Source organism: Candidatus Palauibacter australiensis (assembly GCA_026705295.1).
In the GTDB taxonomy this organism is placed as follows: domain Bacteria; phylum Gemmatimonadota; class Gemmatimonadetes; order Palauibacterales; family Palauibacteraceae; genus Palauibacter; species Palauibacter australiensis.
On record JAPPBA010000149.1, the window covers coordinates 1 to 23,415 of the forward strand.

Sequence of the window (23,415 nt, forward strand, 5' to 3'; positions counted from 1 at the left end):
CCGGCTGGGGCGACGCGGACAACGTGCGCGACTCCGGCCGCACCGAAACCAGCGGACTCGGACTGCGCCTCGGCCTCGTCGAACTGCGCCAGCGGCTCGCCTCGGGCGGCGGGTTCGAACTCGGGCTGCGGACCGACGCCGGCTGGGCCGAACTCGCCACCGACGCCGGCACGGAGACCCTCGACGGCCAGACCGCGGCCGTGAACCAGGTGCGCTTCGGCGTCGACCTGTCCCAGCAGATCCGGCTCGGCGGGCTCACGATCGCCCCGTTCGGCGAGGCCCACGCGAGGCGCGACGCCGGCGCCGGCCAGCCCGGCACCGGTCTCGAACTCGCAGGCGGCCTCAGGGCCCGCGCCGGATTCCTGCGCATCGACGCGCAGGGCCGCATGCTCGCCGTCCACTCCGTGGCCGGCTACGAGGAGCGCGGCCTCGGCCTCACCCTCAGCCTCGGCAACCTTGGCGGCGAGGGCCTGTCCCTCTCCATGTCCCCCCGCTGGGGCGACGTCGTCGCCAGCGGAGACGCCCTCTGGCAGGAGCAGATCTACAGCCGTTACGCCCCCGCACCGTCCGCGACCGCCGACGGCGACCCGGCCATGAACGCCGGCGACCCGGCCGCGAACACCCGCGACCCCTGGGCGCTCGACATCCGAGGCAACTACGGCCTCCGCATCCCCGGCGACCGCCTCCTCAACTGGTCCGCCACCCTCAACCACTCCCCCACAGGCCCCCGCTTCACCCTCGGAGCCCAACTCGGCCTCGGCACCTCGTACGGGGCCGAACCCGCCCCCCAAGGCACGATGATCCCGTAGGCCGTGCCGGGTGTCAGCTATCCGATCACTTGATCCGCGTTAGGTTCGCGCTCCGCTGGCCGTCGCGCTTGTCGCTCATGCGTGCGCATCAAGCTCGATTGTCGCTCATTTATGGCTAAAATGTGGCCTACAAAAGGGGTTCAGAACACCTCCCGTTCAACCAGTCCAGCGCCGGAGTCGCGTACCGGGACCGCGTCATCTTGGGGATGCTGGTCTTCAAGTCGTCGTAGAGCCCGACTTCCATCTAGTGGGGCCGCCCCGTTTACGCGTCGTGCGTGAGGTCCTGGAAGCCGGCTCCCGACGGTGAGGGCGAGGGCGGCGAGGAAGTCGGGGAGGGGCGCCGGGTCAGCGCGCCGGTTGTAGGCCTCGTAGATGTCGGGGACCTGGTCGAGCGTCAGCGCCACCTCTCGCACAGGGCCGCATGCTCGCCGTCCACTCCGTGGCTAAGTTCACTTTTTTCGCATTTCGGGCTTCTTATGTTAAGATAATTTGCGTTTTGCGTGATTCTCCTGGCGTTATCCCAAGAAAATTCGATGAACCGCACGCTGGACGAACTGCCCGAAGCCTTCGTGTCGCATACGGCGATCAGCGCCGACGTGTCGCGGGCCGTGAAGGCCGGGACGCTGCGCAAGCTCGCGTCGCGCCTCTACACGAAGAACCTGGACGACGCGCCCGAGCGGATCGTGAGACGCAACCTGTGGACGATCGTCGCCGGGTACTTTCCCGGCGCGCTGGTCGCCGACCGCACGGCCATCGAAGTCGGCCCGGCGCCCGACGGCTCCGTATGCCTCGTCAGCGCGCGTGGCAGGACGATCGAGTTGCCCGGCATCGTGCTCCGTCCGAGACGTGGCTCCGGGCCGATCACGTCCGATATGCCCTTCGTCGAAGGATTATACCTCAGTTCGAGGACCCGGGCGTATCTGCAGAACCTGCGCCCCTCCCGAACTCGGGGCGGCCGTTTGCCGCGCACACTCCCCCAAGCTCAGATCGAAGAAACGCTTGATCGCCTCATTCGTGGCTCCGGCGAATCGGCCGTCAAACAACTGCGAGACGATGCCCGCGCCGTGGCCGCCGAACTCGGTCTGGAGAAGGAGGCGGCCCGTCTCGACACCCTCATTGGCACCCTCCTCGGCACCCGCCGAAGTGAACTCGACTCACCGCTTGCGCGGGCCCGCAGCCGGGGAAACGCCTACGACCCCGACCGCATGGATTTGTTTCATAAGCTGCATCGCGCGCTCCGCGACCGCCCCCCGCGCGTACGATCCGCACCCGACCGGGATGCGCAGGGCCGCGACACGCTGGCGTTCTTCGAGGCATACTTCTCGAACTTCGTCGAGGGCACCGAGTTTCTGGTCGAGGAGGCCGTGCGAATCGTCTTTGAGGGCGAGATCCCACAGCGTCGACCCGCGGACGCTCGCGATGTGGTCGGAACGTGGCGCCTCGTCTCCAACCCGCAGGAGATGGCTCGCACCCCGCGAGATCCAGCGGAGCTTACGAGTCTCTTGCGGTACCGCCACCGCCAGATCATGGCGGGACGTCCGGAAACGCGCCCCGGCGAGTTCAAGGACGCTCCAAACAAGGCCGGCGGCACCCACTTCGTCCTCCCCGATCTGGTATCAGGCACGCTGGAGCAGGGTTTCTCTCTGTATCAAAGCCTCGAGTCGCCCTTCGAGCGGGCGGTGTACATGATGTTCCTCGTGGCCGAGGTGCATCCCTTCGCGGACGGCAATGGACGCGTTGCGCGTGTCATGATGAACGCGGAACTCGTGACGGCCGGCGAGGAGCGAATCGTCATCCCGACCGTCTTCCGAAACAACTACCTCGCCGCGCTCCGCGCGCTGTCCCGCACGGACCGCCGGCCCGAGCCTCTGATCGGCATGCTCGACTACGCCCAGCGCTGGACCCTGGCCGTCGGCTGGACCTCGCTCCCGGAGACGCAACGGGAGCTGGAAGCGTGCCACGCCTTCCTGGATCCCGATGAAGCCGACGGCGAGGGCAAGCGGCTGCGCATGCCCGTCGTGACGTCCGACGCGCGTGGCCCTGCTAACGGATGAAGGCGAGCCCGCTGTGGCGCTTGGTGGAGGCTGCTGCGGAGGGCTGAAGCCTGGGCTCAGCCGTCGTTCGTGAGGTCGAGGAAGCCGGCTCCGACGGTGAGGGCGAGGGCGGCGAGGAAGTCGGGGAGCGGCGCCGGGTCGGCGCGCCGGTTGTAGGCCTCGTAGATGTCGGGGACCTGGTCCAGCGTCGGCGCCACCTCGACGAGCAGCCGGAGATCGACGTTGCGCACGTAGCGCGCGCCGGCCGGCAGCCGCTCGGAGACGAGGTGGGGTTCGAGGGCGATCCGGTCCCCGGCCACGGCGGGCCCCGAGATGATTTCGAGCCCGGCGGCCGGGCGGAGGCGCACGGCGGGGCGCGCGCGGATGGTCTCGTACGCCGCCCGCACCTCCGCGCTTCCGAGGAACGCCTCGGCCCGGTCCTCCGCGAGCGAGCGCTCGCCCGGTTCCAGCATGCCGGACGCGCCGGACGCGCCGGACGCTCCAGACTCCGCGGCGGGTTCCCGGATGCCGCCCCCCGCCGTGCGCGCGGCGTCGAGCCGGGCGTCCCAGAAGGGATGGTCGTTCGCGGCGGCGGCCTGCTCCAGGAAGGGGACGGACAGCGCCCGGTAGGTGCGGTACACCTCGCGTTCGCGGTCGTCGTACAACTCGCAGGCGGGGCCGGCCATGGCGTCGTCCTCGAGCCCCGTGTGCGTCACGATCGCGGCGAGCCAGGCCGAGGCGAGCGCCTTCTTGACGCCGTACGAGGAGAGGGGGTCGATGAAGGAGCCGGCGTCGCCGACGAGGAGCAGGCCCGGCCGGCCGTGCAGGGTCGCGCCGTAGAGCGACGCGGGACATGCCCGCACGGGTCCTTGCAGCCGGCCCCCTTCGAGGCGCCGGCCGAGCCGCGCCGCCTTGGCCAGTTCGGCGCGCCACATGCCGTCGAGGCCCCGTTCGCGCGCCAGGTGCGTGCGGCGCGGGTCGACCATCGCCGTGACGCAGCGGGTACGCGGCGACGTCGGCACCGACCAGGCCCACCCGTCCCGATAGCTCTCGATCAGCGTACAGCCGGGGTCCGGCGGAGCGTGGCCGCGGTCCGGGGTCCAGCGGCCGACGAGCGCGAGCGTGGCGATGCCGCGTTCGCGCGTGCGGAGCCCGCGCCGGGCGAGCACCCCGGCCCGGCCGGAGGCGTCGAGCACCCAGCGCCCCCGGTAGCGGGCGGCCGACGTGGCCACGCGCCAGCCATCGGGCTCGACGGCCGTTTCCACCACCGGCCCGTCCGCCACCAGGCGGGCACCGGCCTCGCGCGCCACCCCGTGGAAGGCGGCCTCCAGCGCCGCCCGCTCCGCATGGAAGCCGCGTTCGGGCGCCCCGAACCGTTCGTCGCGCCGCGGCTCGCCGGCCCACCACACGGTGTTGCCCTCGTTCCGCACGAGGCCCGCCGCGTCCAGGGCGTCCAGCGCTCCCACGCGTTCGAGGAGCTTGCGCGCCGAGCCGGGGATGGATTCGGCGAGCCACTTCGCCGGCGGGGCGGGCCGCGTGATCAGCGCGACATCGTGCCCGCGCCGCGCCAGCGACGCCGCGGCGGCGCAGCCCGCCGGCCCGCCGCCGACGATCAGGACATCAAAGAACGTGTTCGCCAGGCGGGCTCAGTTCGCCCGCGGGCGCAGCGCGAACGCGCCCGCGCCGCCCGGTCCGTCCATGGCGAAGCAGTAGAAGCGCCCGTCGCCGCCCGTCCCGCGCAGGTCATCGAGGCTGCAGCCCCGCGACCCGTGCGCCTCGTTCCACGAGGTCGGGTTCTGTCCGCCGCCCGTGCGGTCGTGGTGCCCGACGAGCGCGCTGCCCTCGCCGCTCGACGTCCAGTTGCTGCACGTCGTGTCGCCGTCCGCGCCCGAGGCCATGCCGTTCATCAGCGTCCCGGTGAGGATGTCGTGCTGGTTCGGCTGGTCGCCCCGCCCGTTCACCTCATTGCCGTTCTCCGTGAGGATCGTCGCCTTGGTCAGGTTCGGGCCGTTGCTGTGCAGGTGCTCGACATCCCGGGCGATCATCGTGCCCGCGTGGTTGAACCATGGCCCGTCGCCGATCCGGTCGCGCGCGTGCACGCCGCCCGCGCCCGTCGTGCTGAGGTAGGCCCGCCACATGCGGTCGGGCAGTCCCGCCGCCTCGGCCAGCGTCTCGCAGTACGCGTCCGCGCCCTCGAGACCGCCGAGATCCGCGCCGTCCCCCGGATTCGAACTGGTGATGAAGAAGCTGATGCTCTCGTCCTGCGCCGTCGCCCCGCTCGCGCCGAACGCGAACAGAAGGGCCATGCAACCGATCGTGCGTCTCATCTTCGACTCCCGTGCTGGTGCTGCCCGACTCCCGTGCTGTTTGCTGCCGTCTCCGCTAACGCCCCTCGCTAACGCCGGATGTATTTTCTCATCTGTCGGGGTCCGACCTCGGCCCCGTAGAGGTTGCCGTGCGCGTCGACCGCGATCCCCTCGGCGCCGCTCGTGCCGGACGCATCCTGGTTGGGCTCCGGATCCGGGATGAACGTCGTCACCCAGCCGGTGGCCGCGTCGCCGATATAGATGCCGCGGAGCCACCCCTTGTTGCGGCGCGCGTTCGACTCGGAGTCCGTCGAGTAGAGGACATCCTCCTCGTCGATGAACAGCCCGCTCGGACGGCCGAACTGGTGCCACGTCTCGAGGTGGTTCCCCTCCTGGTCGAAGACCTGGACGCGGCTGTTGCCGCGGTCGCCGACGAAGAGGCGGCCCTGCGAGTCCATGGCGAGCGCGTGCGGGTCGCGGAACTCCCCGTTCGCCGTGCCCGCGCGCCCCCACTCCATGAGGAAGGTGCCATCGGGCGCGAACTTCACGATGCGGTTGTTGCCGCCCGCGTCGTGCCCGTCCGCCACGAAGATGCTGCCGTCGGGCGCGATGAGGATGTCCGACGGCTTGTTGAAGTGGTGCGGGCCGTCCCCCGCCACGCCCTTCTCGCCCAGCACCATCAGGACCTCACCCTCGGGGCTGAACTTGTAGACCACGTGTCCCCAGCCCTCCGGCACCGGCGCGTATCCCACGGCGTCGGCCACCCACACGCTGCCGTCCTCCTCGACGAACATCCCGTGAGGCCACGCGATGAGTCCCGAGCCGAAGCTGCGCACGACGTTCCCCTCGGTGTCGAAGAGCAGGATCGGGTCGACGTCGCTCTCGACGCACAGGTTCGCGCCGCAGCGCTCGCCCACCCAGATGTGCTCGCCGTCGGGGGCCGGGTAGACGGCGCTGGTCGCGCCCCACGAGCGTCCGTCGGGAAGCTCCCCCCAGCCGTCCATGGCCCTGTACGGGTTGGGCGCCGTCAACTGCGCCGCGAGCGCGCCGGGGCCCACGCCGGCGCCCGAAGCGAACGCCGTAAGCACGAGTACCGCGCCGAGTCCGATTCGCCTGGTGCCTTGTATCCGTCGCATCCGTCCTCCCGTCCTTCCGGTCCGCGCCATCCGCATCGTTGTCGCAATCGTGTCGCACCAAAAACGATGGGGCGCGACGGGCAAGACGGGCAAGGCGGGCAAGACGGGTATGGCGGGTAAGACGGACAGGCGGCGCACCGGGGCGCACCGGGGTGCAGCGCGGTGCAGCGGGGCGCTCTGGAAGGGGCTACTCCGCCAGCGCGGTCCGGCCGCCCCCTTTCGCTTTCGCCGCCAGGCGTCCGAAGGGTCCGCTGATCGCCCACGCCGCGCCCACGACGATCAGCGCCAGCGCACCCCAGCGCATGAGCGCCGCGGCCAGCGCTCCGTCGAAGGCGGGCCACGCGAAGCGGTAGGCCAGCAGGTCCGAGCCCCGGTCCGTCATCCAGTGCCAGCCCGTGTGCGCCAGCAGCGCCGACCCGATGATCGTCCCGATCCGCTCCGCGACCACCTTGCGGAACAGCACCTCGACCACCGGCACGGCGACCGCGACGACGACGAGTTGTCCGAGCTCCACGCCCACGTTGAACGCGAGCAGGGAGGCGAGCAGGTGTCCGCCCGCGAACTGCAGCGACTCGCTGAGCGCGAACGAGAAGCCGAACCCGTGCACGAGCCCGAACCCGAACGCGAGCAGCCAGCGCTTCCGGGGTTTTGCCCCGACGATGTTCTCGAGCGCCATGTAGACGATCGAGAGCGCGATGAGGGTCTCGATCAGCGGCGGGAACCAGAGCGCGCGCGGCGCGATCCCGAAGGCGGAGGCGATGAGGGTGATCGAGTGCGCGATCGTGAAGGAGGTGATGACGGGAACCAGGCCCCACAGCGTCCGCAGCGGGATGACGAGACAGAGGAGGAAAAGCAGGTGGTCGATCCCGTCGAGGATGTGCGTGAAGCCGAGCGACACGAAGCGCAGCGCCGCCTGGTGCCAGCGGGGGTCGAGCCGCACGAGCCCAGGGTCGCCGACATACTGGAAGGCACGCTCCGGCCGGTCCGGCGGCCGCAGGCGCAGCACCGTGACCGTGCGCAGGCCGAGGTGCGCGAAGCCGGGGTCGATCGAGAAGCGCGACTCGTCCGACTCGATATCGTACTCCAGCAGTACGTCGAGCAGCGCCTGCCGCCACGGAAGTTGGAGCCCGGGGTCGAGCGGCGGGTCGTCGAAGTGGGCCAGCGCCGTCTCGTAGCTGGCGAAGGACCGGTCCGAGGGAAGGGAGACGCGGGTCGCCACGATGCGCGGCGCTTCCAGGCGCCGGTCCTCCTCGTAGAACGCCACGTAGTCGGCGAGCCAGAGTTGCGCCGCGTCGCGGAGGAACGGGTCCGCCGCCTCGAGGTCCAGGTACCCGAGTCCGTACTGGGGGAACTCGATGTCCCGCATCGCCTCGAGCGGCGCCCGCACGAGGAATCGGAGGCGGGACCCCTCCGGCGTGACGAAGGCCTGCACCGTGACGTCCGCCGGAATCTCGTGCGGCACGGCGGGGATCGCCCCGGCCGCCCGATCCGGCGCCGCCCGCTCGGCCGGGCGATCCGGCGCCGCCCGCGCCGCCCCGGCCAGACTCGTCAGACCGTAGAGCGCGAGCACACACCCCATCAGCGTCGCCGTGCGCCGGCTTGGACGGCGTGTGTCACTTCGTTTCATCCCGTGTTTCATCCCGTCACGATGGCGCGGACGGCGCGCGCCGTCGACCCCGGCCGATCTCTGGACGAACGCGGACGGCATCGGTAGCGTGAATCGATCGGCAAACGTCGGGATCGGGCGACGCGGGAGCGACTCAGGCTCCATTCAGGATCCGCAAGGAGAGACAGCCATGAACGGAAAGCGGCGAACCCTCATCTTCGGCGTGGTCGCGGGCATCGCCCTCGCGCTGGCCTGCGGCCAGGCGGCCATGGACGACGGGGCCCAGGCGAGCGAGGGACAGGGTGTCGAGGCGCCGATGTTCGAGGTGGACCCGTTCTGGCCGAAACCGCTGCCGGACCACTGGGTGCTCGGCTCGGCGATCGGCGTGGGCGTCGACTCGCGCGACCACGTCTTCATCGTGCACCGGGGCAACCTCACCGAGCGCACCGAGGGCGGAGCCGACGCCGACCCGCCGATCGGCGAATGCTGCCGCGCGGCGCCCCCCGTGCTCGAATTCGATCCCGAAGGGAACCTCGTCAACGCCTGGGGCGGCCCCTCCGAGGACTACGTGTGGCCCGGCTCGAACCACGGGATCACCGTCGACCACATGGACAACCTGTGGATCGGCGGGAACGGGCCGAACGACACGCACATCCTCAAGTTCTCGCGCGATGGCGAGTTCCTCGCCTCGTACGGCGAGCCGGAGGCGGGACCGGAGCCCGACAGCCACAGCGAGACGCGCTTCAACCGGGTCGCCAAGCTCGCCTTCGACGCGGGGGCCAACGAGGCCTACCTCGCGGACGGCTACGGCGGCCGCCGCGTCGCCGTGCTGGACGCCTCGACCGGCGCCTTCAAGCGCTACTGGGGCGCCTACGGCAACGCGCCCGACGACGCGCGCACGCCGCCCTACGACCCGGACGCGCCGCTCATCCAGCAGTTCCGCACGCCCGTGCACTGCGCCGAGCCGTCGCTCGATGGTCTCGTGTACGTGTGCGACCGTCCCAACGACCGCATCCAGGTCTTCCAGACGGACGGCACCTACGTGGACGAGGTACGGATCGCGCCGCGCACGCTGGGCGACGGGTCGACGTGGGACATCGCCTTCTCGCGCGACGCGGACCAGAAGTACATGTACGTCGCCGACGGCAAGAACATGCGGGTCTACATCATGGACCGCGCCTCGCTCGAGATCCTGACCAGCTTCGGCGACGGCGGCCGTCAGCCCGGCCAGTTCTTCGCCGTCCACAGCATCGCGACGGACTCGGACGGCAACATCTACACGACGGAAACCTACGAGGGGAAGCGCGTCCAGAAGTTCGTGTACATGGGCATGGGCCCGGTGCCGGCCGAGCACCAGGGACCGCCCTGGCCGCGTGGTGACCAGTAGAGGCGACCAGTAGACGGAAGGACCGGCGAGGAGGTACAGCCATGAACGGGAAGCGGCGAATCCTCATCGGCGGCGCCGGGGTCGGCGTCGTCATCGCGCTCGCGTGCGGGCAGGCGGCGATGGATGACGCGGGCTCGGCGGCCGCGGGCTCGGCCGACGCGGGACAGGGCGTCGAGGCGCCGATGTTCGAGGTGGATCCGTTCTGGCCCAAGCCGCTGCCGGAACACTGGCTGCTCGGCTCCACGATCGGCGTCGGCGTCGACTCCCGCGACCACGTGTTCATCATCCACCGGCGCGCCTCCATCGACCCCGGCACCGAACTGGGCGCCGCGGCCGATCCGCCGACCTCGGAGTGCTGCAACCCCGCGCCCGAAGTGCTCGAGTTCGATCCGGAGGGCAACCTCGTGAACTCGTGGGGAGGCCCTTCCGACGACTACGTGTGGCCCGAGTCGAACCACGGGATCACGATCGACCACATGGACAACGTGTGGATCGGCGGCAACGGGGCGAGCGACTCGCACATCCTCAAGTTCTCGCGCGACGGCGAGTTCCTCGCTTCCTACGGGCAGCCGCAGGTGGGGATGGAGCCCGACAGCCACAGCGAGACGCGCTTCAACCGGGTGGCGGAGGTCGGCTTCGACGCGGAGGCCAACGAAGCCTACGTCGCGGACGGCTACGGCGGCCGGCGCGTGGCCGTGCTCGACGCTTCGACCGGCGCCTTCAAGCGCTACTGGGGCGCCTACGGCAACGCGCCCGACGACACCCCGCCGCCCCTCTACGACCCGGACGCGCCCCCCTCGCAGCAGTTCCGGACTCCGGTACACTGCGCGCAGCCCTCCCTCGACGGTCTGATCTACGTCTGCGACCGCGCCAGCGACCGGATCCAGGTCTTCCAGCGGGACGGGACGTACGTGGATGAGGCGTTCGTCGCGCCCCGGACGCTGGGCGCCGGCTCGACCTGGGACCTCGCCTTCTCGCGCGATCCCGAGCAGCGGTACATGTACGTCGCCGACGGATCGAACCACCGCGTCTACGTCATGGACCGGGCCTCGCTCGAGGTGCTGACCAGCTTCGGCGACGGCGGCCGGCAGCCGGGGCAGTTCATCGGCGTACACAGCATCGCGACGGACTCGCGGGGCAACGTCTACACGACCGAAACGTACGCGGGGAAGCGGATCCAGAAGTTCGTGTTCATGGGCATGGGCCGCGTGCCGGCCGAACAGGGCCCGCCGTGGCCGAGCGGGCCGTAGGGCGCAGGGCGAGCTAGAAGGCCGCCGCCTGTAGGCGCGCGTACAGGTAGCGGCCGTTGAACCCCATCGCCGAGAACGAGCGGTAGGGGAAGATCCCGCCGAACGCGTCCACCCGCGCCGGGAAGGCGTCGAAGAGGTTCTCGCCGCCGACCGTGAGCCGCCACCCTCCCGCCACGTCAACGTGGACTCCCGCATCGAAGGTGACTTTCGGCTCGAGGAGCCGGATCCTGTGCGGGTGCTCTCCGGAGCCGAGCGCGCGCAGTTCTTCCTGCGCCCCGTAGACGTTCGCCCCGAGGCTCGCCTCGAACGCGCCGCTCGTGAAGCTCGTCGTGAACCTGCCGCGCCAGTCCGGCCGCCCCTCCTCGAGGAAGTAGACGTCGAACCCGTGGTAGATCCGGAACGATTCGTCCCGCAGCGCCTCGTTCTCCTTCGCGCAGGCCGCGATGTCGTCCTCCGGGCAGCGCGCGCGCACCTGGCCCCAGCCCGCGGAGGCGCCGAATTCGAGGCGTGAGGCGTCCCCGAGCCGCCGTCCCCATGTGAGCGCCGCATCGATGCCGTACGACCGCAGATCGATCGCGTTGGAGAAGAAACGGACCGATTCCGCGGCGAAACCCGCCAGCAGGTGATCGATCAGGCCGCTCGCGCCTCTCGCCAACGGGCTGGAGAGGAGGATGGCGTCCTCGACCTCCGTCGCGTAGCCGTCGATCGTGAAGCGCAAACCGTCGGCCGGCGCGAGCTCGAACCCCGCGCTGGCGGAGCGCGACGTCTCCCCCCGGAGCGGCGACGCGCCGACCGCCTCGGCTTCCGGTGCGTCCACCGGGTACGTGCCCGCCTCGAACGGGGCGATCGCGCCCGGCTCGTCCGGATCCGCGCGGCGCCCCGCCGTGACGTGTCCGTAGCGCGACTGGCTCAGCGCGGGCGGCCGGAATCCCGTGGACACGCTCGCCCGGAAGGCGGCGGCCCCGGAGAGGGCCAGGCGCAGCCCGAATTTGCCGGTCAGCGAGCCGCCGACACCGCTGCCGATATCCCTGCCGATATCGCTGAAGCGTTCGTAGCGTCCCGTCGCGGAGAGCAGGAGCGGCCGCAGGAGAGGCGCCTCGACGTCGCCGTGGAGGCTGAAACTCGACCGGGTCCAGGTCCCGGCCTCCTCCGGCCGGAAGCCGGTGAAGCGTTGAGAGCCCGCCGCCGCCACGCCGCCGCTCTGGGTCGGGTGGAAGCCGTCGACCCTCGACGCGGGTTCCCCCGCCAGGATCCGGTACCCGTCGAGGCGGAACGTCCCCCCGAGCGCGACGCGTACCGGCCCGGCGCCGAGTCCCGTCTCGATTCGCCGCCCCACGTCCGCGTTCGCGAGGAACTGGTGGTTCTCGAGCGCGCCCGTGGAGAACCGGGTCCGGTTCGGAATCCCCGGGTCGTCCGCGGTCCCCGGGATCCCGTCCGCGCCGGGCGCGCACGCCGCTTCGAGGCAGGGTCCGAGCGACGGGTTGAGCGTGTCGAACAGGTCGTTGTCGATCCGGTTCGAGCCGTACTGGGCGCTCAGGTCCCAGCTCCAGCCGGCCTCCGCGTCTGCCTCGGAGCCGTCCTCCGCGTCTGCCTCGGAGCCGTCCTCGAAGCCGCCCTCTGAGCCGCCCCCCGCGCGGCGCCGGAAGCCGGTGACGAGAGACACGTCGCGGGTGTCGGCGTCGAAGCTCGGCAGAAAGCCGAGCGGATGGATCCCCGGCCAGTTGCGGTCGTCCATCGAGCGCACGAAAAAGCCCGCGTGCCGGTCCCGTCGCCGGCTGTAGCCTCCGACGGCGTAAAGTTCGGCGCCGCCGGGGCGGTCGCCCGCCGCCGCGAGGGGGAGTTCGAAGTTGGCGAACACCATGACGTTCGAGGACTCGCCGTCTCCCCACAGGTGGTTCGGCTGCCCCACCTCGTTGTGCTTGCGGATGACGAGGCCCCGGTCGACGAAGTCCGCGTCCCCCGGGAGGACCTGGTCGCGGCCGTCGGCCCCCGCGCGGTTCGTCGGTTCCCGCTGGCTGAACGCGCCCGTGAGGTTCAGGACGCCGCCGCGGCCGACGCCGAGTCCCCAGTGCCCCGAGAAGTCGTAGCGAAGCCCGTCGTCATCCCATTCGTCCGGGAAGTGGTGGCCGACGGAGGCGATGAACTCCGGCGCCGAGACCGCGTTCCGGAGGCGCAGGTCGATGACCCCGGCGATCGCGTCGGCGCCGTGCCGCGTCGTGCCTCCGTCGCGCGCGACCTCCACCCGGTCGATCGCCTGCAGCGGGAAGGCGTTCATGTCCACGCCGCTCGCGCCCGGAAAGGCGCCGGCGCCCAGCGTGTGCACGACCGCCGTGGCGTGGCGGCGCTTCCCGTTCAGGAGGACGAGCGTGTGGTCCGGCGACAGCCCCCGCAGGTGGAAGGGCCGAACGCCCGACGTCAGATCCGTGACCTGTCGGCGCGGGAAGTAGGCGGACGGCAGGAGTTCGCCGAGGGCCGAGGCGAGTTCCGCCTGTCCGGCCTCTAGCATCTCCGCCCGCGAAAGAACTTGGACGGCCGCCGTCCCCCGCTCGTGGTTGGCCCCGGCGAGGGTGTCCGGGAGTGCGCGCTCCGCCTGTCCGGTCTGCGCCTCGGCGACCCGGGGCGCGGCGGCGGAGTACGTGGCGGCGCCGGCGAGGGCGCACGCCCCCGCGCAAACCGCCGAAGCGAAGCTACGGCTACGTATCCTCGCGGTTGGGATCGGCCTGTCGGTCATCCCGCATGTTCACACGCGCTCGCGCCGAGCGCGAACCTGCGGCCTCCGACCCGGGCGGCGGCGCCCCCCACCCACCCGCGCTAGCGGTTCCGCAGCGTGATCGAGATCGCGCCCACGAAGCCGTCACCTCCGTAGCGGGCGGATGCCTCGGTCCGCGTCAGAATCTCGATCCGGCCCACTTCATCGATCGACAGATCCCGGATCGCCCCGATCGTGTCCGGCTCCCGCCGCTCGTTGATCCTCAACTGCACCGCCTGCATCGAGCCGGCGCGGGCGCTCGAGGTCGCGGAAATGAGGAGGATCACCTCCCCCGCACCGCTCATCCGCTCGAACCTCAGGAGCTGGTGCCGTCGCAGCAGGTCGTACACGCTCATTTCGGGCAGGTTGAGAAGATCTTCGGCGCGAATGATCTCGGAGCTGAACGCCCGCCCGGATCCCCCGCTGCCCCCACCCGCGAGCGATCCGACTTCCTCCCTGGCCTCGGGCTCCCCGGTCAGCGAGATGAACAGATCCTGCTGTGCGAGCGGCGCCGCCGTCGTGTAGGGGACGGCCTCGCCGCGCCGGTCTCCGACGAGAGCCCGCAGCGAGACCTCCAGGTCCTTCGGCAGTCCGCACATGATGTAGAGGCCTTCCAGGTTGGTCTGGACTTCGATGCGCTGCCTGGCATTGTCCTGAACCCAACTGGCGGCGACGGTCCCGCCGGGAACGATCGTCTGCGCTTCGGGGTCCGTCAGGTAGCCCACGACGGCCGCTTCCGTCGCTTCGTCGCCGTCGGGACAGAAGTCGCCGAACGACTGGGCCGCCGCGGTGTTCGCGACGACGAGAAACAGGACGGGCCCCGGAAGGCGCAAGAGCAAGTGCCGCATGTCGATCCTTCTCCTCTCCGATGGTTCTCTCGGCTGTAGCACGGGAATGCCGGACTGACGCGGCTGGATGCCGCAGTGCGGGCGATCCACCAACCTTTTAGGATACTCCGCGTCCGATTCGCGTTTAGTCAGGGGCGGTCCGGATGCCGACAACCCCGGTCGCTTATGATACCCCGCACCATGCCGTGGGTGCCGCCCCGGGTCTTACGGAGGAACCGCTGAGCAAGATCGACAGACGAGACTTCGTGCGCCGCGCCGGACGCTGGGCGGGAACCGCCGCGCTCGCGCCTTCGCTCGCAGGTCTCGCGGCGCGTGCCCGGCAGGCAGCCGGGTCCACGCCCGGGACGGCTCGCGGATCCGCCGGATATGGGCCCCTGCGCCCCGCGGGTCCGGAACTCGCCCTGCCCGAAGGGTTTTCCTACGTCCTGCTCAGCGTGGAGGGCCGTCCGATGTCCGATGGCCGGCCTACGCCCCGCGCGCACGACGGAATGGGGCTCTTTCCGGTGAGCGACGACGTCGTCCGCCTGGTGCGAAACCATGAAGACCAGGACCCGCCCGGCGTCGCGGTCCCGCTCGTGTCCCCCGAACTGGCGTACGATCCCCTCGCGGGCGGCGGCACGACGACGCTGGAGGTCCGGATCGAGGCGGATGGGCGTTCGGTCCTCGTGCGCGATTTCGTGAGCGCGGGCGGGACGATGATCAACTGCGCCGGGGGGACGACCCCGTGGCGCAGTTGGCTGACGTGCGAGGAAACGACCTTCGGACCGGGGCGCGGCTGGACCGTGCCGCACGGGTACGTGTTCGAGGTCCCCGCCGACGCGGACGAAGCGGTCCGGGCCGAGCCGATACGGGACATGGGACGGTTCACGCACGAGGCCGTCGCGGTGGATCCCGCGACCGGGTTCGTCTACGAGACCGAGGATTACAACCGCCGCTCCGGGTTCTATCGCTTTCGGCCGCATACTCCCGGCGTTCTGCGGGATGGAGGCGTGCTGGAGATGCTCGCCGTGCGGGGGGCGCCGCAGGTGGATCTCCGCACCGGCCAGCGGCCGGGCGAGTGGCGCGAGGTCGAATGGGTGCCGATCGAGAACCCCGACCCCCCCGAGGCCGAGCGCAACTCGACCGCGGTGTGGATGGAGGGATTCGAGGCGGGCGGGGCCCGGTTCTCCCGGCTCGAAGGCTGCTGGCACGCGGACCGGAGCATCTACTTCCACGCGACGAACGGGGGCGACGCCCACCTGGGCCAGGTCTGGCGCTACGTGCCGGACGAAGAGGCGCTCGCGCTCGTCTTCGAGTCGCCCTCCGAGGATGTACTCTCCGGTCCGGACAACCTCACGGTGAGTCCCCGCGGCGGGATCCTCATCTGCGAGGACAACTCGGGCGAGACGCACCTCCGGGGGTTGTCGCCCGCGGGGGAGATCTTCCCCTTCGCCCGGAATCTCCTGAACGTGCGCGAGTTCGCGGGCGCGTGCTTCAGTCCCGACGGCCGGACGCTGTTCATCAACATCCAGGGAGACACGATCTCGATGGGCCCGGGCAATCTCGGCCAGACGTTCGCCATCTGGGGACCCTGGGAGCGGGGGCCGCTCTGAGCCGGCGCGGGGCCGCGCTGGGCGTGGCGCTCGCCGCCGCCCTCTCCGGCCAGGCCTGCGTGTGGTCCGTGCCCCTCGCGACGACGCCCTCCACCGACCCGACACCGTCCGCCGACCCGTCGCTCTACGCCGTCGGCTGGACGCAGACCGGCATCGCCTCGTGGTACGGGGAGCCGTTTCACGGCCGGACCACGGCGGCCGGCAACACTTACGACATGGATGCCATCTCCGCCGCCCACCGGACGATCCCGTTCGGGACACGGCTCCGCGTGGACAACCTCGACAACGGGCGCTCCATCGACCTCGACGTGACCGACCGCGGCCCCTTCGTGCCCGGCCGCATCCTGGACCTGTCGCGGGGGGCGGCGAGGGAGCTCGAGATGATCGGGCCCGGTACGGCGCGCGTCCGGATCACCGTCCTCGGGACGGCGACCCCGGTCTCCGCGCGCGGCGGCTGCGTCGTCGTCCAGGTCGCCTCCTTTCGGGAGCGCCGGAACGCCGACGCCAAGCGGCAGGAGGTTACGCGGGCGGGGTTCGAAGCTTCGATCGAGCCGTACGAAAGCATGTACCGCGTCGTGGCCGGCCCCTTCGCGGATGGGCCGGCGGCCGGCCGCGCGCGCGAAACGCTGGGCGGGTTCATGCGCAGCTGCTGACGGTCGCCAGACCGCGGCGGGGGGAGGCCGACCGCCCGCTAGCCCGTGACCTCGCTCGCACTTGAGTCGTGCTAGTGCGGAATAGCGAAGGTCGGGTGCCTCGGGTAACTTTCGGCACCCCCTGACTGCTTGCCGTCCGCGTGACGGCACGGCCCCCCGGGGTCCAGGAACCCGGGCAGGTCGAGAGCAGCGGTCTCCTGGTGGAGGATGTATGCTTCGCAGAACTCACGCGCTCGTCGCGCTTGCCGCTCTCGCGGTCTTCTCGGGTCCCGCCGCCGCCGCGCTCGAGGGGCAGGCCGGCCGGTATTTCGGCCGGAACAAGGTCGTCTACGAGTCCTTCGACTTCGAAGTGCTCAAGACGCAGCACTTCGACATCTACTACTACGAAGAGAGCGCGGTCGGCGCGCAGATGGTCGGCCGCCTGGCGGAGCGCTGGTACGCCCGCCTCTCCCGGGTGCTCAATCACGAGTTCCGTCAGCGACAGCCGATCATCCTCTACGCCGACCATCCGGATTTCGAGCAGACGAACACCTCCGGCCAGTTCATCGACGAAGGCACGCAGGGCTTCACCGAGATCCTGAAGCGGCGCCTCGTGATGCCGATGATGGTGTCGATCCACGAGACCGACCACCTGCTCGGCCACGAACTCGTGCACGCCTTCCAGTTCGACATGACGGGGCAGGGGACGGGCGGCCCCGGGCTGGACGTGCCCGGGGCGATCCGGCTCCCGCTGTGGTTCATCGAAGGCATGGCCGAATACCTCTCGATCGGACCCATCGACCCGTTCACGACGATGTGGATGCGGGACGCCCTGGATCTGGAAGACGGGTTCCCGACGATTCCGGAACTCGCGGACAGACGGTACTTCCCGTACCGCTACGGCCACGCCTTCTGGTCCTACATCGGCGGCGCGTTCGGAGACGACCGGATCGGCCGGATCCTCAACCTCGCCGCACGCACCGGCAATGCGCTGGCGGCGATCGAAGCCGTCCTCGAGGTGCCGATCGGAGAGCTGTCGGACCGCTGGAAGACCGAACTCGAGACCTATTTCGCGGACGCGCGCGAGGAGACGCGCTCCCCCGACGACTACGGGCGCCGCGTCGTCTACGAGCCGCCCGATGAGGGGAAGCTGCACCTGGGTCCGGCGCTGAGTCCCAATGGCCTGGACATGGTCTACGTCTCGCAGAGCGACCTCTTCTCCATCGAGATGTTCGGGGCCGACGCGCGCACCGGAGAAGTGAAGCGCCGCCTCACGAACAACGCGGTCGACCCGCACTTCGAGAGCCTCCAGTTCATCCACTCGGCGGGGGACTGGCACCCGAACGGCCGGCTCTTCGCGGTCGCCGGCATCAAGACGGGCAATCCCCTGCTCACGATCATGGAGGCGGAGAGCGGAAACATCGTCGATGAGATCCCGGTCGAGGGGTTTCAGTTGGGCGCGATCTTCACGCCGAGCTGGTCGCCGGACGGGTCGCACATCGCGTTCAGCGGCCACTCCGCCGGGTTCACCGACCTGTACGTGATCAACGTCGAGACCGGGCAGCTGAGGCGGCTCACGGAGGACCCGTTCGCCGACCTCCAGCCCGCGTGGTCGCCCGATGGCCGGTCGGTGGCGTTCGCGACGGACCGCTTCACGACCGACCTGGAGTTGCTCGTCCCGGGAACCTACCAGGTCGCGCTGCTGGATCTCGAAAGCGGGGAGATCGAGCCGCTTCCGGGCTTCGACGACCAGTTCCGAAACTACAATCCGCAGTGGTCCCCGGACGGCCGGAGCCTGTACTTCGTATCGGACCACGACGGGATCGCCAATCTCTACCGGCTCGACCTCGAGACGCGGGAGCGGTACCTGGTCACCGACCTGTGGACCGGCGTGAGCGGGCTCACGGCCATCAGCCCGGCCGTGTCCGTGGCCCGCGCCACGGGCGACGTCGCCTTCAGCGTGAACAAGGGCGGGCCGTTCAGCTACGAGATCTACGTGATCGACGACCCGGACGTCCTGGCCGGGGTGCCGGCGCCGGAGATGCTCGTGGGCGTCGACGCCTCGATCATCCCGCCGCGGGAACGGATGTCGACCGCCCACGCGGATCTGCTCGCCAACGCCCGCCTCGGCCTGGCCGACACGATCACCTTCGAGGACGCCGAGTTCCGGTCCCCGCTGTCCCTCGATTTCATCTCGCAGCCCACGATCGCCTTCGGGGCGAGCGACTTCGGGGTCTTCTTCGCGGGCGGCGCGGCGCTGTTTTTCTCGGACCTGCTCGGAAACCGCACGCTCCAGACCATCCTCCAGGTCAACACGAGCTTCGGGGATCTGCTTCAGGGCACGGCGGCCCTGGCAGGTTACGAGAACCGGTCCAGTCGCTGGAACTGGGCCTTCATCGGGGGGCAGGTGCCGTTCGTCACGCGGCAGATCGGGTTCCATCAGGTTCAGGTCGGGAACAGGCCCGTGAACGTCATTCAGGACTTCCGCTGGTTCGAGATCAACCGGGAGCTGACCGGGATCGTCGCCTATCCCTTCAACCGGAACTCGAGGATCGAATTCTCCGCCTCGGCACGGCAGATCGACTTCTCCGGTGAGATCGAGGAGATCGCCTTCGACTTCTTCACCGGTCAGCCGTTGACCAACCAGGTAACGGATCTCCAGGACTGCGAGGGAGAACCGCTGTCGTTCAACCGTCAGCCCTGCGCCTTTGAGTCGCTGTACACGGCGAGCGGAAGCGCCGCCCTCGTGTATGACAGTTCGATCTTCGGCGGCACGAGCCCCATCGCCGGGCAGCGCTACCGTCTGGAGGTGGAGCCGGCCGTCGGAACGCTGAACTTCCTGACGGTGACGGGTGACGTCCGCCGATACGTCCGCGCCGGACCGCTCACGGTGGCCGGACGGGCCCTCCACTTCGGGCGCTGGGGGGGTGGGGCGGACGACCGGCGCCTGGGCCGACTCTATCTCGGGGTGCCATCCCTCGTTCGCGGGTACGACAACCGGTCCATTGATGTCGCCGAGTGCACGGTCGCGAGCCAGGTCGCGTTCTCCAACTGCCCTCTCATCGGGAACCTCATCGGCAACCGCGTGGCGGTAGGCAACCTGGAGCTGCGGCTTCCGCTCCTGGGCGGGATCGGGGTGATCCGGGCCCCGGGCGTACCGCCGGTCGAGGTCGGCCTCTTCTATGACATGGGCAAGGCGTGGTCGGGCGAGACGCCCCTGAACTGCCCGGATGCAAACTGCTCGTTCGAGGATCGGACCTGGGTGTCGAGCGCCGGCTTCCTGACGAGGGTCAACGTCTTCGGCCTCATGATCGCGGAGATCAACTTCGTCCGGCCCTTCGATCGTCCCGGAAAGGGCTGGATCTGGCAGTTCAACCTGACGCCCGGCTTCTGACGGCGGGGATCGCGAACGCCGCGGCCGCCGCGGGCGGCGATTCATGGGCCTGATCCGGAGTTGGCTGGTCAATGCGGCGGCGCTCTACGCGACCGCATGGCTCCTCGCCGGGGTCCGGGTCGACAGCCCGGAAGCGCTCATCGGAGGGGCGCTCGCGATCGGCCTCATCAACGCGACCGTCCGGCCGGTTCTGCGTCTCGTGACCTTTCCGATCACGGTCCTGACGCTGGGACTGTTCTACTTCGTCCTCAACGGCCTGATGTTCTACCTGGCGGCGTCACTGATCCCGGGGTTCGAACTCGCCGGCCTCGTCACGGCCGTCGGCGGCGCGCTCGTCATGTCGATCGTCGCGACGGTACTGCACGTCTTCCTCAAGCCGCGCAAGAAGAAGTAGCCGACGACGGCGCCGGACGTCGGCGGGCAGCTAGGCGTAGTAGGGATTGCTGCCGGCGGCGTGGTCGGTCACGTCCTGCACGTCGACGATCTCCGGTGCCGCGTCCCGGATCATCTGCTTGATCCCCTGCGTGAGCGTCACGGAGGCCATGCCGCAGCCCTGGCAGCCGCCCCCCATCGTCACGTAGACGACGTTGTCGCGGATGTCGACCAGGCGCACGGTGCCGCCATGCGACGCCACTCCCGGGTTGATCTGCTCGTCGATGACGCGGCGCACGCGGTCGACGAGGGGCCCGTCCAGCGGCGCGGAGCCGAGCGGCTGGATGTTGGGGTTGTTGAAATGAAAGCCCGAGCCCTGGAGCGACTCCACCCAGTCGATGCGGGTTCCGGCGAGGATGTCCGCGCTCTTCGAATCGACGACGACCTCGAAGCCGGGGACGTCGAACGACTGGTCCTCGGCTTCCCGCTCGAAGGGTTCGATGAGCGCCATCTCGTACTCCGGCGCGATGGGGCTCGCGTTCTGAACGCTGACGCGTACCGCGAGGCCTTCCGCGGGGTCCTCGCTGATGAACGATCGGATCCGCTCGCTCGCGGCGTCGGTGAATGTCAAAAGATCCTTGTCGGACACGTTCTCTCTCTCCTTGGCGGTCTTGGCGGCCACGGCCGCCCTCAGGTCGCCCCCGCGGCCACGGCCGCCCTCAGGTCGCTCGCCGTATAGAGGACCATGGTCCGCAGACCCGCCCCCTCCAGCGTGGCTTTCCCCCCCTCCTCGCGGTCCACGAGGCCAAGCACCCCGAGTACCTCGCCGCGCGCGCGATTCACCGCCTCGACCGCCTGGAAGGCGGAGCCGCCGGTCGTGATCACGTCCTCCACGACGACGACCCGCGCGCCGGGCTCGAAGCAGCCCTCGATCAACTGGCCCTTGCCGTGCCGCTTGGCGCGCTTGCGAACCGAGAACGCGTGGATCGGATCCCCCGCGCGCCAACTGGCGGCGGCGATGGCGTAGGCCAGCGGATCCGCGCCCATCGTGAGGCCGCCGACCGCATCCGGCCGCAGTCCGGCGTCCCGGATGGCCGCGAGACCGACCTCGCCCATCAGCACCTGGCCCTGCGCATGCATGGTCGAGGTCCGGCAGTCGATGTAATAATCGCTCCGGGCGCCGGAGGCGAGCACGAAATCCCCGAGCCGGAACGAGCGCTCGGCGAGCAGGTTCAGAAGTCTCGTATGGGCGGAACTCAGCGGAACCTCCTGGTGTTCTGTGCCGAACTAGCTGACCTGGCGAATCGCCTGGCCGGATTCGGCGTGGCAGCGGGCACAGAGCCCGTACAGCTTGAGTTGACGTCTCAGTACCTGGAAACCCGACTGCCTGGCGACCTCCGTCTGGAGGCGGTTGAGTTCATCGCGCTGGAACTGGACCACGTCTCCGCACGCCGTGCAGATCAGGTGGTCCTGCTGCGCCGGGCCCACCTGCGCCTCGTATCGCTTGAACCCCTCGTCGAAGTCGTGCTCCGTCGCGAGGCCGACGCGAACCAGGAGGCTCAGGGTCCGGTAGACCGTCGCTTTCCCCGCACGCTCGCCGTCGTCCCGCAGGCGCTCCACGATCTCGTCCGCCGACAGGCGCCGCCCCGACTCGAACAGGACTCGCGAGATCGCTTCCCGCTGATGAGTGACGGGCAGATGATGCTCCTGCAGCGCGGCCCGAAAGAGGCCGAGCATCACGGCGGCGCAGCCGAGAGGCGGTCGGGGGGTGAGGGTGTCCGTAGTCATGGTGCTGGTGGTCGTGTTCTCAACGCGCTGAGAAGATAAGCGCCCTCGTCACGCCTGCAACCAGCGCGCCTCGAAATCGTCCACGACCTGCCTCAACAGGCGATCGACCGGGGAGGCCGGCCGGGGCGTGAGGTATCGGTCCGAAAAGCGGTTGAGCGCGACGCGGAGGGCCGTGAAGGCCTTCGCGGCGTCGCGATAGCAGCCGTCGAGTTGCTGGCGGCGCGCGAAGGGGGCGTCGGCGGCCAGCGAGAAGCCGGTCTGGCCCATGGCTTCGTAGTAGCCGAGGTCGGGTCCCGCTCTCCGGCGCTCCCGCGTGCAGATCCAGTCCGGGAACAGGCCCGACAGCCAGAGCGAGAAGTTGCCGAGATGCGCGCTGAGCAGAAAGCCGCGGCGGCCGTCCGATTCGGCGATCTCGGCCATCAGGTCGACGAGATAGCGGTACTCGCAGTCGTCGTACTCAGCGATCCGGTGAGCCCGGGCCTCCCTCGCGAAGCGGAGAAAGATCGAGGTCACGTAGTCGGCCATGAGCCGGGACTCGACGCCGCCCTCGAGCAGGCTGTGACGCAGCGCCACGTAGGAGAAGAGCGCCAGCGGAAGCGCCGAAATCCCCGGTTCGGCGGCGAGCGCGCCGGGTGCCTTCGGGTGATCGAGCAGTGCGTCGATCCCCCGCTCCGAGACCAGCGTCTCGAGGCGGATCCGGTCCTCGCCCTCGCGGGTGAGCAGGTAGACGAGTCGGGCCGCGTCGTCCCGTCCGAAGGAAGCTCTGACATCCGGAAGAATCATGCCGCTCCCCCTTCCCATGGTCCCGTCCCGTCGACCCCGCCACCTCGTTCCATACCCCACGTTCCATACCCCAACCTCGCCTGCTAGTTTTCTTTCCGGGAGGGGAAGCCGCAACGGAGTCGACCCGGATGGCGATGATCTGACATGCTGAGAAAACGATGGAGAGTGCCCGGATTCGGGCTGCCGGCGGCCCTTGTGGCCGTCCTGGCGACCGTCCTGCCGGCCGTCCTTGTGACCGTCCTGGCGGCGTGCGGTTCGGCGGACGCGGGCGTTCGCGACACCGACGCCGCGGCAAACGGCGGGCAGGGTGTCGAAACGGGAGAGGGCGCCGTCGCCCAGGCCCTGGAGCTGGTTCCGCTCCGGGTGGGCGGGATCGAGATCCGGGTCGAGATCGCCGACGACGCCGACGAGCGCCAGCGCGGACTGATGTACCGGGAGTCGCTGGAGGAGAACCAGGGGATGCTGTTCGTCTATCCCGAGCAGCGCACGCTGGGGTTCTGGATGAAGAACACGCTCATACCCCTCGACATCGCCTACATCGATCGCGAAGGCCGCATCGTCGACATCCAGCAGATGGAGCCGCAGACGACCGAGACCCACGACTCGGCCGCGCCCGCCATGTATGCGCTGGAGATGAACCAGGGATGGTTCGAGGCCAACGGAATCCGCGTCGGCGACCTCATCGAGTTCTAGCATGGACCATCGTATAGAGAAGGACTCCATGGGGGAG

Annotated in this window: 19 protein-coding genes; 9 read left to right on the forward strand and 10 right to left on the reverse strand. The window is 69.9% G+C overall.

Features of this window, described 5'->3' with window-relative positions:
• Together OXN85_12340 and OXN85_12345 are read left to right on the forward strand one after the other, a co-directional pair.
• On the forward strand, positions 1–809 hold an 809-nt coding region (locus OXN85_12340; protein ID MCY3600746.1), incomplete at its 5' end, for a hypothetical protein.
• A 533-nt stretch (positions 810–1,342) separates the two neighbouring features.
• Positions 1,343–2,863 (forward strand): Fic family protein, encoded by a 1,521-nt coding sequence (locus tag OXN85_12345; GenBank protein ID MCY3600747.1) that lies wholly within the window; start codon positions 1,343–1,345, stop codon positions 2,861–2,863.
• Positions 2,864–2,919: 56 nt separating this feature from the next.
• Here the strand turns inward: OXN85_12345 and OXN85_12350 are convergent, their stop codons facing one another.
• From OXN85_12350 to OXN85_12365, 4 genes are all read right to left on the reverse strand, one after another.
• Positions 2,920–4,455 carry a tryptophan 7-halogenase gene (locus OXN85_12350; GenBank protein ID MCY3600748.1) on the reverse strand — a complete coding sequence of 512 codons (1,536 nt, stop codon included), beginning with the start codon at positions 4,453–4,455 and terminating at the stop codon, positions 2,920–2,922.
• A gap of 33 nt (positions 4,456–4,488) precedes the next feature.
• On the reverse strand, positions 4,489–5,169 hold the full coding sequence (locus OXN85_12355; GenBank protein MCY3600749.1) for a hypothetical protein: 681 nt from the start codon (positions 5,167–5,169) through the stop codon (positions 4,489–4,491).
• A gap of 68 nt (positions 5,170–5,237) precedes the next feature.
• The gene (locus OXN85_12360; protein ID MCY3600750.1) at positions 5,238–6,284 is read right to left on the reverse strand and encodes a peptidyl-alpha-hydroxyglycine alpha-amidating lyase family protein; all 1,047 of its coding nucleotides are present in this window, start codon (positions 6,282–6,284) and stop codon (positions 5,238–5,240) included.
• Between the two features lie 187 nt (positions 6,285–6,471).
• Positions 6,472–7,911, reverse strand: coding sequence for a HupE/UreJ family protein (locus OXN85_12365; protein MCY3600751.1), 1,440 nt, complete (start codon positions 7,909–7,911; stop codon positions 6,472–6,474).
• A 169-nt stretch (positions 7,912–8,080) separates the two neighbouring features.
• On the opposite strand from OXN85_12365, the gene OXN85_12370 reads away from it, so the two are divergent.
• Both OXN85_12370 and OXN85_12375 read left to right on the forward strand, forming a co-directional pair.
• Entirely contained in the window at positions 8,081–9,277 is a 1,197-nt protein-coding gene (locus OXN85_12370) for a hypothetical protein (protein MCY3600752.1), read from the forward strand.
• A 41-nt stretch (positions 9,278–9,318) separates the two neighbouring features.
• Positions 9,319–10,527, forward strand: a complete 1,209-nt coding sequence (locus OXN85_12375; protein MCY3600753.1) for a hypothetical protein — start codon at positions 9,319–9,321, stop codon at positions 10,525–10,527.
• Positions 10,528–10,540: 13 nt separating this feature from the next.
• On the opposite strand, the gene OXN85_12380 is transcribed toward OXN85_12375, so the two are convergent.
• Positions 10,541–13,258: a TonB-dependent receptor gene (locus tag OXN85_12380; GenBank protein MCY3600754.1), complete on the reverse strand. Its 2,718-nt coding sequence runs from the start codon at positions 13,256–13,258 to the stop codon at positions 10,541–10,543.
• Positions 13,259–13,338: 80 nt separating this feature from the next.
• Entirely contained in the window at positions 13,339–14,124 is a 786-nt protein-coding gene (locus OXN85_12385) for a hypothetical protein (protein MCY3600755.1), read from the reverse strand.
• A 245-nt stretch (positions 14,125–14,369) separates the two neighbouring features.
• On the opposite strand from OXN85_12385, the gene OXN85_12390 reads away from it, so the two are divergent.
• The 4 genes from OXN85_12390 (at position 14,370) to OXN85_12405 (ending at position 20,136) form a co-directional block, all read left to right on the forward strand.
• Complete coding sequence (locus OXN85_12390; protein MCY3600756.1) at positions 14,370–15,716, forward strand: DUF839 domain-containing protein; 1,347 nt, start codon at positions 14,370–14,372, stop codon at positions 15,714–15,716.
• Positions 15,717–15,739: 23 nt separating this feature from the next.
• The gene (locus tag OXN85_12395) at positions 15,740–16,369 is read left to right on the forward strand and encodes a septal ring lytic transglycosylase RlpA family protein (GenBank protein MCY3600757.1); all 630 of its coding nucleotides are present in this window, start codon (positions 15,740–15,742) and stop codon (positions 16,367–16,369) included.
• 211 nt (positions 16,370–16,580) lie between these two features.
• Entirely contained in the window at positions 16,581–19,742 is a 3,162-nt protein-coding gene (locus OXN85_12400; protein ID MCY3600758.1) for a BamA/TamA family outer membrane protein, read from the forward strand.
• A 43-nt stretch (positions 19,743–19,785) separates the two neighbouring features.
• Positions 19,786–20,136, forward strand: a complete 351-nt coding sequence (locus OXN85_12405) for a phage holin family protein (GenBank protein MCY3600759.1) — start codon at positions 19,786–19,788, stop codon at positions 20,134–20,136.
• Between the two features lie 30 nt (positions 20,137–20,166).
• Here the strand turns inward: OXN85_12405 and OXN85_12410 are convergent, their stop codons facing one another.
• The 4 genes from OXN85_12410 to OXN85_12425 are packed head-to-tail and all read right to left on the reverse strand — an operon-like array spanning position 20,167 to position 22,685.
• The gene (locus tag OXN85_12410) at positions 20,167–20,763 is read right to left on the reverse strand and encodes an iron-sulfur cluster assembly accessory protein (GenBank protein MCY3600760.1); all 597 of its coding nucleotides are present in this window, start codon (positions 20,761–20,763) and stop codon (positions 20,167–20,169) included.
• Positions 20,764–20,804: 41 nt separating this feature from the next.
• A complete protein-coding gene (gene pyrE / locus OXN85_12415) occupies positions 20,805–21,374 on the reverse strand; it encodes an orotate phosphoribosyltransferase (protein ID MCY3600761.1) in 570 nt (189 codons plus the stop codon).
• 27 nt (positions 21,375–21,401) lie between these two features.
• On the reverse strand, positions 21,402–21,902 hold the full coding sequence (locus OXN85_12420; GenBank protein ID MCY3600762.1) for a Fur family transcriptional regulator: 501 nt from the start codon (positions 21,900–21,902) through the stop codon (positions 21,402–21,404).
• A 48-nt stretch (positions 21,903–21,950) separates the two neighbouring features.
• Positions 21,951–22,685: a hypothetical protein gene (locus OXN85_12425; GenBank protein MCY3600763.1), complete on the reverse strand. Its 735-nt coding sequence runs from the start codon at positions 22,683–22,685 to the stop codon at positions 21,951–21,953.
• A gap of 144 nt (positions 22,686–22,829) precedes the next feature.
• Between OXN85_12425 and OXN85_12430 the strand changes: the two genes are divergently transcribed.
• Positions 22,830–23,378, forward strand: a complete 549-nt coding sequence (locus OXN85_12430) for a DUF192 domain-containing protein (protein ID MCY3600764.1) — start codon at positions 22,830–22,832, stop codon at positions 23,376–23,378.
• The last annotated feature ends 37 nt before the right edge of the window (positions 23,379–23,415 follow it).

Coding starts and splice junctions, on each gene's coding strand:
- OXN85_12375 (MCY3600753.1), top strand. CDS start 9,319: ATGAACGGGAAGCGGCGAATCCTCATCGGCGGCGCCGGGGTCGGCGTC.
- OXN85_12430 (MCY3600764.1), top strand. CDS start 22,830: ATGCTGAGAAAACGATGGAGAGTGCCCGGATTCGGGCTGCCGGCGGCC.
- OXN85_12380 (MCY3600754.1), bottom strand. CDS start 13,258: ATGACCGACAGGCCGATCCCAACCGCGAGGATACGTAGCCGTAGCTTC.
- OXN85_12425 (MCY3600763.1), bottom strand. CDS start 22,685: ATGATTCTTCCGGATGTCAGAGCTTCCTTCGGACGGGACGACGCGGCC.
- OXN85_12355 (MCY3600749.1), bottom strand. CDS start 5,169: ATGAGACGCACGATCGGTTGCATGGCCCTTCTGTTCGCGTTCGGCGCG.
- OXN85_12405 (MCY3600759.1), top strand. CDS start 19,786: ATGGGCCTGATCCGGAGTTGGCTGGTCAATGCGGCGGCGCTCTACGCG.
- OXN85_12360 (MCY3600750.1), bottom strand. CDS start 6,284: ATGCGACGGATACAAGGCACCAGGCGAATCGGACTCGGCGCGGTACTC.
- OXN85_12370 (MCY3600752.1), top strand. CDS start 8,081: ATGAACGGAAAGCGGCGAACCCTCATCTTCGGCGTGGTCGCGGGCATC.
- OXN85_12365 (MCY3600751.1), bottom strand. CDS start 7,911: ATGAAACGAAGTGACACACGCCGTCCAAGCCGGCGCACGGCGACGCTG.
- OXN85_12345 (MCY3600747.1), top strand. CDS start 1,343: ATGAACCGCACGCTGGACGAACTGCCCGAAGCCTTCGTGTCGCATACG.
- OXN85_12420 (MCY3600762.1), bottom strand. CDS start 21,902: ATGACTACGGACACCCTCACCCCCCGACCGCCTCTCGGCTGCGCCGCC.
- OXN85_12400 (MCY3600758.1), top strand. CDS start 16,581: ATGCTTCGCAGAACTCACGCGCTCGTCGCGCTTGCCGCTCTCGCGGTC.
- OXN85_12385 (MCY3600755.1), bottom strand. CDS start 14,124: ATGCGGCACTTGCTCTTGCGCCTTCCGGGGCCCGTCCTGTTTCTCGTC.